Genomic DNA, 13477 nt, shown 5'->3' on the forward strand with positions numbered 1-13477 from the left:
AGGGTCAGCCGCCGGCGCGGGACAGCAGGAGGCGAGCGTGCCGGGCCGCCGCCGCGTTGGACGTGAAGACCGCGGCGCCGGCCTCGTTCAGCCGGGCGGCCTGGGCGCGCAGCCCCTGCGGGTCGCCGTCGGTGCCGACCAGGGCGACCACGACCGCCACCCCCCGCGCGCCGGCTTCGGCGATCGCCGGGGCCAGCCACGCGGACGGGTCGGGGTCGGAGCCGTGGCCGAGCACCACGTCGAGCAGCACGACCCCCGACTCCACCGCGGAGATCGCCTCCAGGCGCAGCGCGGGGTCGATCATCGGGTGGGGCCGGCCGCGCGTGTACTCGTCGTCGCCGAAGTCGGTGAACTCGCCGGTCCCGGCGACGAGGGCGGCCTCGGTGCACAGCGTGCCCCCCGAGTACAGCCCGCGCAGCGCCGCGTGTCCTGCCGGCCCGGGGGCGACGCCGGGGGGAACGGGCCAGGAGGGCCATTCGGGGACGTCCCGGCCGAGGGCGCGCAGCGCCTTCTCCGTCGCGGCGGTCAGGTCGTCCTGCCCCGGCCCGAGGAGCGCGGGCACGACCGGCGTGGAAAGGCCCAGCTCCTGTACGGCACGGGCGACCTCGGGCGCGGGCGGCTTGGAGACCAGCACGATGAGCTCGGTGGCCGGATCCTCGTCGAGCGCGCGCAGGGCCCGGATGGTGGAGCGCCCGCCCACCGCGGCCGACAGGTCCCGGCCGCCGACGCCGATGAGGTGGCTCACCCCGGCCCCGGCGAGGTCGAGCAGGCTCGTCACCTGCTGCGCGCCGGTGCCGGACGCCGCGACGACGCCCACGGGGCCGGGGCGCAGGACGTTGGCGAACCCCAGGCCGGCCCCGCCGATGACCGCCGTGCCGCAGTCGGGGCCCATCACCAGGACGCCGCGCGCCAGCGCGCGGTCCTTGAGGACGACCTCCTGCTCCACGGGAACGTTGTCGCTGAACACCATCACGGAAAGGCCCGCCTCGATCGCGTCGAGCGCCTCGGGGAAGGCGTGCTCGCCGGGCACGCTGACCAGCGCCAGCGTCGCGTCCCACGCGCGGGCGGCGGCCCGGACGGTGCGCGGCGGGGCCTGCGTCCCGGACGTGCCTCCGGCGGGCACCCGCTCCGCGAACTGGCGCTCCAGCTCGGCCGCCGCCTCCTCCAGCCCGGCCGGCGACGACGCCCGGATCGCCACCAGCAGGTCGCCGGGCGTGGCCGGGGGCAGCTCGAAGCCCAGGTCGCGTGCGAGGCCCACGTTGAGCTCCGTCGCCATCGCGACGACCGCGACCGCCACCTCCGGCCGGCTCGTGAGTGCCTGGCTCACCCGCATCAGGCTCACCGAGTCGTGGTAGACCCCGGCGCGCACTTCGACCAGATCGTTCAACGGCTCTCCATGTGGGACAGGACGGCGGACAGGCCGATCTGCATCCCCCACACCATGTCGGCGCCCGAGGTGTGGCCGAGGCGGAGCAGGCGGTTGACGGCCGGCTCCAGCGGTTGCGGGCCGGCCAGGCCGCGCAGGACGCCGGTCACCTCGGGGCTCGCCTCGCCGCGGGCGGCGCAGTGGAGCAGGGTCGCCGAGATCGGGGTGGTGCGGGTGCGGGCGTCGTACGTCACCGTGGCGGCCAGCCAGCCGGCGAGCCAGACGGCCCGTGGCGCCCCGGCCGCGAGGCCCAGGTGGCGCAGCGTGACGAGCAGGCCGGCGAGCATGTCGTCGCCGCTCGGGGTCAGGCCGGGGCCGAGGCCGATGAGCCGCTCGGCCGCGGTGACGCAGTCGAGCAGCGAGCCGGACAGGCAGCCCCGGGCCAGCTGCGCGGGGGCTCCGGCCGGGTCGAGCCCTGGACGCCTCGGCGACCCGGCGCGTATCTCGCCCAGCCGTGCCAGGGCGGCCGGAAGCCGCGCGGGATCGGCGGCGCCGAGCGGCGGGGCCGGGTCCCACCAGCGGCGGGCCCCGACGGCGAGCCCGCCGATCTCCACGACGCCGTCGCCCACCCAGCCGTCGTCGCCCGGAGCGACCCCGTCGAGCGGCTCGGCCAGCACGACCGCGTTGGGCAGCCTGACGGCCTCGCCGGTCACCAGGGCGATGACGTACGGCTCCGCCTCGCTCCTGACCTCCAGGTAGACCGCGAGCGGGAAGGACGCGAGCACCCGGGCCGGACGGCGGGGCGACTCCAGCGCCTCGCGCAGCGCGATGCTGGCGGCCCCGCTCACGTGACGGACCGCCGGGGCTCGGGACGCGGGAGCCGCCTTCCGTGCCCTGGGGCGCGTGCCAACAGTCACCGGACCTCCTGAAGCCAGTCCTAGCCGACGCTAGAACGCGGTTTTCCCCGTCCGTACGGAGAAAGATGCCAACAGTCGGCCGGATGCTTGGCTCTTCCTGACAGGAAGGTCGGTCGGGCACAATCTCCGTGAGACGCCCTTCGGGTGTCGGGACCTCCGGAGCACGCCATGACGAACGACCCAGCCCCCCCGGCGATGCGACTGGCCAGCACCGGGACGATCCTCCACGGCGTGTCGGTGGGCGAGGTGCTCGGGGTCTCGACCCTGGCGGACGCCCGGCTGATCGCCGGCAAGAGCGGGCTCGACCGCATCGTGCAGCGCCTCAACGTGATGGAGGTGCCCGACATCCTCGCCTGGGTGAAGCCGCACGAGCTGCTGCTCACCACCGGTTACCCGCTGCGCAACACCCCGCAGTCGCTCGACCGGCTCGTGGCCGACCTCGACGAGCGGGGGCTGGCCGCCCTGGCGATCAAGCTGGGCCGCTACCTGGACGAGCTGCCCGGCGAGATGGTGGAGCAGGCCGACCGGCTCGGCTTCCCGCTGATCCTGCTGCCGAACGACGTGGGCTTCGACGACATCCTCAACCAGGTCCTCACCGACATCCTGAACCGGCAGGCCGCGATCCTCGCCCGCGCGGAGGAGGCGCACCGCGCCCTCGTGCAGATCGTGCTCGCCGGGGGAGGGATGCGTGAGGTGACCGCCGAGGTCGCCGGGCTGCTGCAGGTGGCGGTCGCCGCCGTCGACGCGGACGGCCAGGTCCTCGCCACCGCGGGCGACGCGGCGCAGGTGGCGATGCTGCGGGAGGTCCACGCCACCGCCGGGCGGGCTCCGGCCACCTCGATCACCCCCGTCACCGGGGCCGACGGGCACTACGCGGCGGTCCCGGTGGTCGCCGGCGGCCACCACCACGGCAGGATCGTCGCGTTCGGCGCCGCGGGCACGCTGACGCCGAGCGACGTCGGCATCCTGGAGCGGGCGGCGACCGTGGCGGCGCTCGTCATCACCAAGCAGGAGGCGGTCACCGCCGTCGAGAGCAAGTACCGCGCCGACTTCCTCAGGGACGTGCTGACCGGCCGCGGCGGGACGCGGGTGGCCGAGCGGGCCCGCGCCTTCGGCTGGGACCTGGAGCGCCCCGTCGGCGTCCTGGTGGCGGAGATCGACCCCGACACCGAGGAGCGGTCGGTGCAGGACCGCATGCTCGCCGCCTGGCAGGCGGCGGTGCGCAAGCACGACCCCCGGGGCGCCGTCGCGGGGTTCTCCCACGAGGTGGTCGTGATCGTCGGGGACGCCGTCGACACCACCCGCCTGGCCAGGGACGCGCTCGCCGCCGTCTCCGACGGCAGCTTCTCCACCGGGCTCAGCCGGGTCGCCGCGGGGGTGGACGCCCTGCCCGGCGCGTACGGCCAGGCGTTGAAGGCGGCCCGGGTGGGCCGGCAGCTCCACGGCGCCGGGGCGGTCGCGCACTTCGACGAGCTGGGGGTCTACCGGCTGCTGTCGCTGGTCAACGACACCGAGGAGCTGCACGCGTTCGTCCGCGAGACGCTGGGCTCGCTCGCCGGGGACGACGACGCCGAGAACGCCGACTTGCGGCGGACCCTCCAGGTGCTGCTGGAGACGAACCTCAACGTGGCGGAGACCGCGCGCAGGCTCCACTTCCACTACAACACCCTGCGCTACCGGATCGGGAAGCTGGAGCGCCTGCTCGGCAACTTCACCGAGGACGCGCACCTGCGGCTGAACCTCACGCTCGCGCTCCACGTGCTGCGGATGCGGGGCATCTGAGCGGCGTGCGGCCCGGCTGCCTATGCTGGCGCCGTGAAGGAGACCTTCGAACTGCGGGACGACCACGTCGCCCTGTCCGACCTGCTCAAGTACTGCCAGATCGCCGACAGCGGCGGCGAGGCCAAGCACTTCATCGCCGAGGGGAACGTCCGGGTGGACGGGGAGGTGGAGCTCCGCAGAGGCCGCAAGATCCGGGCCGGGCAGGTCGTCACCGGCGAGGGGTTCGAGATCCACGTGGTCTGACGCCCGGACGGGCCCGGCTTTGGCAGATCATGCCCATGTACGGCGGGCACGCCAGTCCTAAAGTGCCCCAAACGGTCAAGCTCGACCGGTGAGGAAGCGCCGCGGAGGGACGCCTGCGGGGCGGCTACCAGCCCACGGCCCGTCAGCAAAAGGGGCTCACATGGCTTTCAGATGGACGATGCACGGCGACGGCAGAGGGCTGGCACCCGGTGAGGTCGTGCGGCCGGACGAGCGGCTGAGCTGGCCCCGCACGATCGGCGTGGGCGCTCAGCACGTGATCGCTATGTTCGGCGCCACGTTCGTCTTCCCGATCGTGATGGGGCTGGACCCGAACGTCGCGGTCATGATGTCGGGTGTCGCGACGATCCTGTTCCTCCTGATCGTGCAGGGGAAGATCCCGAGCTACCTCGGCACCTCCGCGTCGTTCGTCGGCGGCGTCATCGCGATCCGCGCGGCCCAGGGGGACAGCGCCACCGTGACCGGCGCCATCCTGGTGGCCGGCCTGGTGCTCGCCGCGGCCGGCGTCGCCATCCACTTCCTCGGCGTCGGCGTCATCCACCGCATCTTCCCGCCGGTGGTGACGGGCGCGGTGGTGATGCTGATCGGCTTCGGCCTGGCGTACGTCGTGGCCGACTTCTACTGGCCCAAAGACCACTGGGTGGCGCTGATCACGATGATCGCCACCGCGCTGTTCCTGGTGGTGTTCAAGGGCTTCCTCGGCCGGATCGGCATCCTGCTCGGCCTGGTCTTCGGCTTCGCGCTGTCGTGGGTCCTCGACCACACGGCGGGGCAGATCACCGGGCCCACCGCGACCGGTGAGGTCACGACCCACTACCGGATCAGCTTCGACGCCCTCGGCAAGGCCGACTGGATCGGCCTTCCGCACTTCCACGCCCCCACCTTCCAGGCGTCGGCGGTCGTGCTGGTGCTGCCCGCCGTCATCGCCCTGATCGCGGAGAACGTCGGCCACGTCAAGGCCGTCGGGTCGATGACCGGCACCGAGGTGGACCCGCTGATCGGCCGCGCCGTCATGGCGGACGGCGTCGGCACCGTCGTCGCCACCGCCGTCGGCGGCTCGCCGACCACCACCTACGCCGAGAACATCGGGGTGATGGCGGCCACCCGGGTCTACTCCACCGCCGCCTACTACGTCGCCGCGGTCATCGCGATCCTGTTCGGCCTGTGCCCCAAGTTCGGCGCGCTCGTCGCCGCCACGCCCGACGGCGTGCTGGGCGGCATCACGGTCATCCTGTACGGCATGATCGGGCTGCTGGGCGCGAAGATCTGGATCGAGAACCAGGTCGACTTCTCCGACTCGGTGAACATGGTGCCGATCGGCGCCGGCATCATCCTCGCCATCGGTCCCGTGACCCACGGCATCACCGACGACTTCTCGCTCGCCGGCATCGCGCTGGGCACGATCGTGGTACTTGGTGGATATCACCTGCTCCGCGTCATAGCGGGCAGACCCGTGAAGGAGGCCTCCGGTGGGGAGATCGGATTCGAGCGCGACACGGCCGGCTGAACCGGCCGGCCGGATCGGCCGGGGGATCGCACGCCCGTGAAGCCGCCCCCGTTCGCCTACCACGGCCCCGCCACCCTCGGCGAGGCGCTCCAGGCCCTCGCCGGGGCGGGAGAGGACGGCAAGGTCCTCGCCGGCGGGCAGAGCCTGATCCCGCTGCTCAACATGCGGCTGGCCGCGCCCGGGCACATCGTCGACATCAACCGGGTGGCCGGCCTGGACGCGATCGACGCCGGGCCGGGGGGCGTCAGGGTGGGCGCTCTGGCCCGGCACGCCGCGGTCGAGCGTTCCGCCCCGGCCGCGGCCGTCCAGCCGCTCCTGCGGCAGGCCCTCCGGCTGGTGGCCCACCCGGCCATCCGCAACCGGGGGACCGTGGTGGGCAGCCTCGTGCACGCCGATCCCTCGGCCGAGCTGCCGGCCGTCCTCGCCCTCCTCGGAGGGTCCGTACGGCTGGCGCGGCTGGGCGGTGAGCGGGAGGTCGCGGCGGCGGAGTTCTTCACCGGGCCGATGGAGTCGGCCCTGCTGCCCGGCGAGCTGGCCGTCTCGGCGTTCTTCCCCGCACTTCCGGCGCGCTCGGGCACCGCGTTCCGCGAGGTGGCCCGCAGGCACGGCGACTACGCGGTGGCAGGCGTGGCCGCCTTCGTCACGCTGGACGAGGATCTGCGCGTCGCCGCGGCCCGGGTCGCGTGCGTCAGCGTGGGGCCGGTCCCGGTCGTCGTCGACGTGGGCGAGGCCTGCGGACGGCGTCCGGCCGTGTCGGCGGACTGGGATGCGGCGGCTCGCGCCGTACTCGGCCGGATCGAGCCCGAGGCCGACATCCACGCCACGGCCGACTACCGCGGGCACCTGACCGGCGTGCTGGCGGCGCGGGCGCTGCGCGCCGCCGCGCGCGAGGCCGAGGCGGTTTCATGAGCGGGACGCGAGGCGAGGGACCATGACGCACGCTGAAACACACGCCGGGACGCACGCCGTCACGCTGACGGTCAACGGGATCGTGCGGGAGGTGACCGTGCCCGCGCGGCGGCTGCTGTCGGACTGCCTGCGCCACGACCTCGGCCTCACCGGCACCCACGTGGGCTGCGAGCACGGGGTGTGCGGGGCCTGCACGGTGCTGCTCGACGGCGAGCCGGTCCGCTCCTGCCTGACGTTCGCGGTGACCGCCGGCGGTCACGACATCACGACGGTGGAGGGGCTCGCGGGGGACGACGGCGAGATGTCGGCCGTGCAGCGGGGCTTCGCGGAGTGCCACGGCCTGCAGTGCGGGTTCTGCACCCCAGGCTTCCTGTGCACGGTCACCGCGTTCCTGCGGGACAACCCGGCCCCGGCCGACGACGAGGTGGTGGAGGCCATCTCCGGCAACCTCTGCCGGTGCACGGGGTACCAGAACATCGTCAAGGCGGTCCACCGGGCCGCCGAGATCCAGGCGGAGGAGGCCCGGTGAGCGCCGCGGCTCGATGGCCGGCGGGCCGCCGGGCGAGGGGGACGGCATGACCACCAAGCTCTTCGGCGAGCCGGTCCGTCGGCGCGAGGACGCCCGGCTCGTCACGGGCCGGGGACGCTTCGTCGACGACCTGGGCTCCGGCGCGCTGGCCGCCGCCTTCGTCCGGTCGCCGCACGCCCACGCCCGGATCCTGGACGTCGACGTCTCCGCCGCCCTCGACGTCGAGGGCCTGGTCGCCGTCTACACGTGGGAGGACCTTCCCGGCGCGCTCGCCGAGCCGCTGCCGCTGCTGATCCCGCATCCGGCGCTCACCCATGGCCGGACGGCGTACCCGCTCGCGAAGGAGGTCGTGCGGCACGTGGGCGAGGCCGTCGTGATGGTCGTCGCCCGCGACCGCTACCTGGCCGAGGACGCCTGCTCGCTCATCCGGGTCGACTACGAGGTGCTCAAGCCCGTCGTCGGGGTCGAGGAGGCGGCCCAGGCCGCCCGCCTGGTGCACGACGACGTGCCGGGCAACGTCGGGGCCCACCTCGTCCAGGAGGTGCCGGCGCCCGGCGGCAGGTCGGCGCGGGAGGCCGTCGAGGCCGCGCCGCACACGCTCGCGTTCCGGCTCGACATCGAGCGCAGCGCGTCCATGCCCCTGGAGGGGAAGGGCGTGTACGCGCGCTGGGACGCCGACGACGAGTCTCTGCGGGTCTACTCGTCCACGCAGACCTCGACGAGCGTGCGGATGGCCATCGCGGCCAAGCTCGGCCTCCCGCTGCCGAAGGTCGAGGTGATCGCGCCCGACGTGGGCGGCGGCTTCGGCGTCAAGATCGTCCACCCCTGGCCGGAGGAGGTCCTCGTGCCGTGGGCGGCCCGGCGGCTCGGCCGGGAGGTCAAGTGGACCGAGGACCGCCGCGAGCACTTCGTCTCCTCGGCGCACGAGCGGGCCCAGGTGCACCACGTCAAGGTCGGCTTCGACGACGAGGGGCGCGTCCTCGGCCTGGACGTGACCATCCTGCACGACCACGGCGCCTACACGCCGTACGGGATCATCGTGCCGATCATCACCTCCACGCAGCTCCTCGGGCCGTACAAGGTGGGCGCCTACCGGGTCGAGTTCTCCTCGATCTACACCAACACCGTGCAGGTCACGCCGTACCGGGGGGCGGGACGGCCGCAGGCCGTGTTCTGCATGGAGCGGACGATGGACAAGATCGCGGCCTTCCTCGGCCGGGACAGGACCGAGGTGCGCGCGGCCAACTTCATCCAGCCCGGCGAGTTCCCCTACGACCAGGGCATGACGTTCCAGGACGGCCGGCCGCTGATCTACGACAGCGGCGACTACCCCGAATCGCTGCGGATGCTCAAGGAGATGATCGGCTGGGACGCCTTCCCGGCCGTGAAGGCCGAGGCGGCCGCCGAGGGGCGGCGGCTCGGCATCGGGATCGGCTGCTACGTCGAGGGCACCGGCGTCGGGCCGTACGAGGGCGGCCACGTGCAGATCACCTCCGACGGGCGGGTGCACGTCTCCACCGGCCTGACGTCGCAGGGCCAGGGGCACGAGACCGTGTTCGCCCAGATCGCGGCCACCGAGCTGGGAGTGCCGATGGAGCGGGTCTCCGTCGTCACCGGCGACACCCGGCGGTTCGGCTACGCCGTGGGCACCTTCGCCTCCCGCGCCGCCGTCATGAGCGGCAGCGCCATCGCGCTCGCCTGCCGGAAGGTCAGGGAGAAGGCGCTGCGGATCGCGGCCGACGCCCTGGAGGCCGACCCCCGCGACCTGGAGATCACCGACGGGCTCGTCCACGTCGTGGGCGCGCCGTCGGCCTCGATCCCGCTGGCCACCGTCGCCGTGCTGTCCAATCCCCTGCGGTACGCGTTCGACGAGGAGGCCCAGCGGGCCACCCAGTTCGCCGGGCCGGCGTCCGACGACGCGCCGCCGGTCGCGGAAGGGGAGGAGCCCGGTCTGGAGGGCAGGGACTACTACTCCCCGATCCGGTCGACGTACGCCTCCGGCATGCACGCCGCGATCGTGGAGACCGACCCGGAGACCGCCGAGATCAAGATCCTCCGGTACGCCGTCGTGCACGACTGCGGCAACCTCATCAACCCGATGATCGTCGAGGGCCAGATCCACGGCGGCGTCGCCCAGGGCGTCGGCGGCGCGCTCTACGAGAAGATGGTGTACGACGAGCACGGCCAGCTGCTGAACGCCTCGTTCATGGACTTCCTCATGCCGTACGCCACGGAGATCCCGCACATCGAGACGGCCCACCTGGAGACGCCCTCGCCGCTCAACCCGCTCGGCATCAAGGGAGCGGGGGAGGCCGGGGTGATCCCCGGCTCGGCGGTCATCGCCGCCGCCATCGAGGACGCCGAGGGGATCACGATCGACCGGATGCCGATCTCCCCCTCCGACCTGCACGGCCTGCGCCGCGCCGCGGGCGCTAGTGGGCCTGGAGAGCCGGTACTTCCCCGGTGACACGCTTGCGGAACACCCAGTAGGTCCAGGCCTGGTAGGCGATCACGCCGGGGAGGGCGATCAGGCCGATCCACGTCAGCACCTTCAGCGTGTACGGCGCGGAGGAGGCCTCGGCCAGCGTGAGACCGGGCAGGGGGGCCGCCCACATCGTGCCGAAGAGGGCGGCTGTGGCCGCCGCGATCGACGTGGCGGTGGCCGTGAACGCCCAGCCCTCCCGGCGCCGCCACACCAGCGCCGCGCCCGCGGCGAGCGCCGCCATGGCGGCCAGCGCGGCGCCCTGCGTCCACGCCGGGGCGCCGCCGCCGGGGATCGCGGGCAGCGCCACCACCGCGACGGGGACCGCGCACGCGGCGGCCGGCACGGCGGCCCGCCGGGCCCGCCGGCGCACCGGCCCCGCCGTCTTGAGCGCGAGGAACACCGCGCCGTGGAGCACGGCCACCGACAGCGAGAGCGCGCCACCGAGCACGGTCGCCAGGAGCGTGCCGTACAGGAGGTTGCCGAAGATCGCCCCCCACAGGAACGCGGGGAGCACGCTGCCCGTCACGATCCCGGCGTCGCACAGCGCGCGCTCCCGCCGGGAGGAGACTTTGCCCCGCCACTCCAGGCCGGCGCCGCGCACGATGAGACCCGCCACGACCAGGAAGACGGGCAGGTAGAAGCCGCTCAGCAGGCGGGAGTACCACGCGGGGAAGGCGGCGAACATCGCGCCGACCGCGGTGATCAGCCAGACCTCGTTGCCGTCCCAGACAGGGCCGATGGTCCCGAGGACCTGACGGCGGTCGGCGTCGCTCCGCGACAGCAGGGGCATCAGCGCGCCCACGCCGAAGTCGAACCCCTCCAGCACGAAGTAACCCGTCCAGAGGAACGCGATCACTATGAACCAGAGCGTGGTCAGTGCCGTCACGGGAGGCGTCGCGGAGGTCGTCATGAGCGTCGTCATGTGGGCTGCTCCTCAGTACATGAGCGTCGGCGTGAGCCGCGCCTCGCCGGAGCCGGCGGGGGCGGTGGCGGGCAGGGCGGGCGGGGCGGCGGGCTCTTCTGGCCCGGCCTTGACGTGGCGGAGCAGCAGCGCCCCCTCGGCCAGGGCGAGCACGCCGTACAGCGCCGTGAAGACCGCGAGGGTGACGGCCACCTCGGCCAGGCTCACGCCCGGCGACACGCTCGCCGCGGTCATGAGCTCGCCCTGGACCGTCCACGGCTGGCGGCCGATCTCGCTGAGCAGCCAGCCCGCGACGATCGCCACGGTCGGGAGCGGGAGGGCCAGCATGCAGACGCGTGCGAACCACGCCGGCAGCGGCCTCGCCGCGCGGCCGTCCCGCCGGTCCCGCCGGTCCCGCCGGCCCTGGCCGCCCCGGGCGAGCCGCGGGCGCCTGGTGAGCCACAGACCGAGCGCGGAAAGGCCCACCGTCGCCATGCCGAAGACGATCATCACGCGGAACGACCAGAACACGACGGGCAGGTTGGGCGTGTAGTCGGCCGGCCCGAAGGCCTTCTCGTAGCGGGCCTGGATGTCGTCCATGCCCTGGACGGTGGCGCCCGGATCATGGGCGGACAGGAGGCTCAGCAGGCCGGGCACCTCGACCCCCGGGACCACGCTGAACGGCGCTCCCGCGGTGTCGTGCCGCAGGCCCTCCGCCGCGGCGAGCTTCATCGGCTGCTGCTCGGCCAGGAGCCGGCCGGACTGGTCGCCGGTGCCCGCCACCACGACCCCGGCGATCGCCGTCATGACGAGCGCGCCGCGCAGAGCGGTCCGCCACATCGCCTGGCTGTGCCCCTCATGGGCAGGGGCGCGGCCGGGGATCAGCCTGAGGCCCCGCTCCCGCAGGATCCGATAGCCGGTGACCGCGATCACGAAGCCGCCGGCCACGACGAAGGCCCCGCCGGTGACGTGGGGGATCTGCGCCAGGGCGGTCGAGTTGGTGAGGACGGCCCAGAAGTCGGTCATCCTGGCCCGGCCGTCCACCACCTCGTACCCGACGGGGTGCTTCATCCACGCGTTGGCCGCGAGGATGAAGTACGCCGAGAGGTTCGACCCGATGACGGCGGCCCACAGGCAGGCGAGGTGGATCCGCTTGGGCAGGCGCTCCCAGCCGAAGATCCACAACCCGAGGAAGGTGGACTCCAGGAAGAACGCGAGCAGCGCCTCCATCGCGAGCGGCGCCCCGAAGACGTCGCCGACGAAGGTGGAGTACTCGCTCCAGTTCATCCCGAACTGGAACTCCTGGACGAGCCCGGTCACCACGCCCATGGCGAAGTTGATCAAGAAGAGCTTGCCGAAGAACCTGGTGAGCCGCAGATAGTCGTCGTTGCCCGTGCGGTACCAGGCGGTCTGGAGACCGGCGACGAAGACGCCGAGCCCGATCGTGAGGGGTACGAAGAGAAAGTGGTAAACGGTGGTGACCCCGAACTGCCACCGTGCCAGGTCCAACGCGTCCATGTCCCCCTCGCGGGTGCTTGAGCTCTACAACGCGTAGTTCTATATTCAGTAGTACTACGTTCTGTAGAGCAATGGGGCCGACCGGTGCCGTGAGAAGGTGCGATCTTCGTCACACCCGGTTTCCCGTCTGTACCGGGAGCGCCTCCCGGGGTGCGGCATCAATGATCCGGGGGTCGCGACCGGTCGCGCGTCCGCCGCCCGGCGGATTCGGGCCTACATCGGGCGATTGACGGAGTGAGTACTCACTCCGTATGGTCGATGTCATGAATGAGACCCCGGTAAGGCGGCGGGCGCCGGGAATGACCCCGGAGATGCGCCGCGAGATGATCATCAGAACCGCGCTGCCCATGGTCGCCGAGCACGGCACCGCCGTGACGACGGGCCAGATCGCGCGGGCCGCCGGCATCGGCGAGGCCACGATCTTCAGGGTGTTCGCGGACAAGGCTGAGCTGCTCGACGCCTGCGTGCTCGAGGTGCTGCGCCCCGACACGCTGCTGGCCGAGCTGGCCGACATCCCGATGGACCAGCCCCTTGCGTCCCGCCTGGTCGAGGCGGGCGCCGCACTGAGGGCCCACATGGGCCGGATGGGCGCCGTCACGGGGGCGCTGCGGATGAGCGGTCACGGCCGTGAGCGCCGCCCCGCCCCGGAGTCCGAGGAGGGCAGGCGGATCACCGCGGGACGCGACGACTCCGCCGCCCGGGTGAGGGCCGCGCTGGCCGATCTCATGCGGCCGGACGAGGCGGCCCTGCGTCTGCCCGCCGACCGGCTCGCCGCCGCGTTCGGCTCACTCATAGGCGCCGGCGTCCGCCCCGCCGGCGGGGACGACCCCACACTGGAGGAGACCGTCGACCTCTTCCTGAACGGAGCGGTGGCCCGATGACGATCACCCTGAACCACACCATCGTGCCGGCCCGCGACCACGGCGCGGCGGCCCGCTTCTTCGCACAGATCATGGGTCTCACGGCCGCGCCCGCGCACAAGTTCATGCAGGTACGCGTCAACGAGCAGCTCGCCCTGGACTTCATGGCCGTCGAGGATCCGACAGGGGTGCATCTGGCCTTCGACGTGGACCCGGCGACGTTCGACGGCGTCCTCGCCCGGCTGCGTGAGCTCGGCGTGCCGTACGGCAACGATCCGCGCACGCCGCACAACGGCCGGATCGATCACCTCCTGGCGCCGCGCGGGCTCTACTTCGCCGACGCCGATCACAATCTCTACGAGGTCATGTCCCCGCTGTGACTTGTTCACGATCGGCGGATCCGCGGGCGGCAGATGTTGCCGTTCTCGCCGCCCCGGTGATT

General features: G+C 73.1%; 12 protein-coding genes. 8 read left to right on the forward strand and 4 right to left on the reverse strand.

The features are described from left to right. Positions 1-4: 4 nt before the first annotated feature. Positions 5-1387 (reverse strand): FdrA family protein, encoded by a 1383-nt coding sequence (locus AB0B72_RS17540; protein WP_367739826.1) that lies wholly within the window; start codon positions 1385-1387, stop codon positions 5-7. Continuing rightward, on the reverse strand, positions 1384-2214 hold the full coding sequence (locus tag AB0B72_RS17545) for a DUF2877 domain-containing protein (protein WP_367739827.1): 831 nt from the start codon (positions 2212-2214) through the stop codon (positions 1384-1386). Before AB0B72_RS17545 ends, AB0B72_RS17540 begins: the two co-directional genes overlap by 4 nt. Before the next feature lie 237 nt (positions 2215-2451). Between AB0B72_RS17545 and AB0B72_RS17550 the strand changes: the two genes are divergently transcribed. The 6 genes from AB0B72_RS17550 (at position 2452) to cutA (ending at position 9738) form a co-directional block, all read left to right on the forward strand. Continuing rightward, positions 2452-4065: a PucR family transcriptional regulator gene (locus AB0B72_RS17550; protein ID WP_367739828.1), complete on the forward strand. Its 1614-nt coding sequence runs from the start codon at positions 2452-2454 to the stop codon at positions 4063-4065. 33 nt (positions 4066-4098) lie between these two features. Continuing rightward, positions 4099-4308 carry an RNA-binding S4 domain-containing protein gene (locus AB0B72_RS17555; protein WP_367739829.1) on the forward strand — a complete coding sequence of 70 codons (210 nt, stop codon included), beginning with the start codon at positions 4099-4101 and terminating at the stop codon, positions 4306-4308. A 160-nt stretch (positions 4309-4468) separates the two neighbouring features. After that, complete coding sequence (locus AB0B72_RS17560; protein ID WP_367739830.1) at positions 4469-5833, forward strand: uracil-xanthine permease family protein; 1365 nt, start codon at positions 4469-4471, stop codon at positions 5831-5833. Between the two features lie 36 nt (positions 5834-5869). Then, positions 5870-6742 (forward strand): xanthine dehydrogenase family protein subunit M, encoded by an 873-nt coding sequence (locus AB0B72_RS17565; protein WP_367739831.1) that lies wholly within the window; start codon positions 5870-5872, stop codon positions 6740-6742. A gap of 22 nt (positions 6743-6764) precedes the next feature. Further along, the gene (locus tag AB0B72_RS17570) at positions 6765-7271 is read left to right on the forward strand and encodes a (2Fe-2S)-binding protein (RefSeq protein ID WP_367739832.1); all 507 of its coding nucleotides are present in this window, start codon (positions 6765-6767) and stop codon (positions 7269-7271) included. 46 nt (positions 7272-7317) lie between these two features. After that, a complete protein-coding gene (cutA, locus tag AB0B72_RS17575) occupies positions 7318-9738 on the forward strand; it encodes an aerobic carbon-monoxide dehydrogenase large subunit (protein ID WP_367739833.1) in 2421 nt (806 codons plus the stop codon). On the opposite strand, the gene cydB is transcribed toward cutA, so the two are convergent. Both cydB and AB0B72_RS17585 read right to left on the reverse strand, forming a co-directional pair. After that, a complete protein-coding gene (cydB, locus tag AB0B72_RS17580) occupies positions 9704-10678 on the reverse strand; it encodes a cytochrome d ubiquinol oxidase subunit II (RefSeq protein WP_367739834.1) in 975 nt (324 codons plus the stop codon). The two genes, cutA and cydB, sit on opposite strands and share 35 nt — an antisense overlap. A 12-nt stretch (positions 10679-10690) precedes the next feature. Next, positions 10691-12175 carry a cytochrome ubiquinol oxidase subunit I gene (locus AB0B72_RS17585; RefSeq protein WP_367739835.1) on the reverse strand — a complete coding sequence of 495 codons (1485 nt, stop codon included), beginning with the start codon at positions 12173-12175 and terminating at the stop codon, positions 10691-10693. Between the two features lie 263 nt (positions 12176-12438). Between AB0B72_RS17585 and AB0B72_RS17590 the strand changes: the two genes are divergently transcribed. Together AB0B72_RS17590 and AB0B72_RS17595 are read left to right on the forward strand one after the other, a co-directional pair. Beyond that, a complete protein-coding gene (locus AB0B72_RS17590) occupies positions 12439-13056 on the forward strand; it encodes a TetR/AcrR family transcriptional regulator (protein WP_367739836.1) in 618 nt (205 codons plus the stop codon). Then, positions 13053-13415, forward strand: coding sequence for a VOC family protein (locus tag AB0B72_RS17595; protein ID WP_367739837.1), 363 nt, complete (start codon positions 13053-13055; stop codon positions 13413-13415). Before AB0B72_RS17590 ends, AB0B72_RS17595 begins: the two co-directional genes overlap by 4 nt. The last annotated feature ends 62 nt before the right edge of the window (positions 13416-13477 follow it).

Source organism: Microbispora sp. NPDC049125 (genome assembly GCF_040802045.1).
In the GTDB taxonomy this organism is placed as follows: Bacteria; Actinomycetota; Actinomycetes; order Streptosporangiales; family Streptosporangiaceae; genus Microbispora.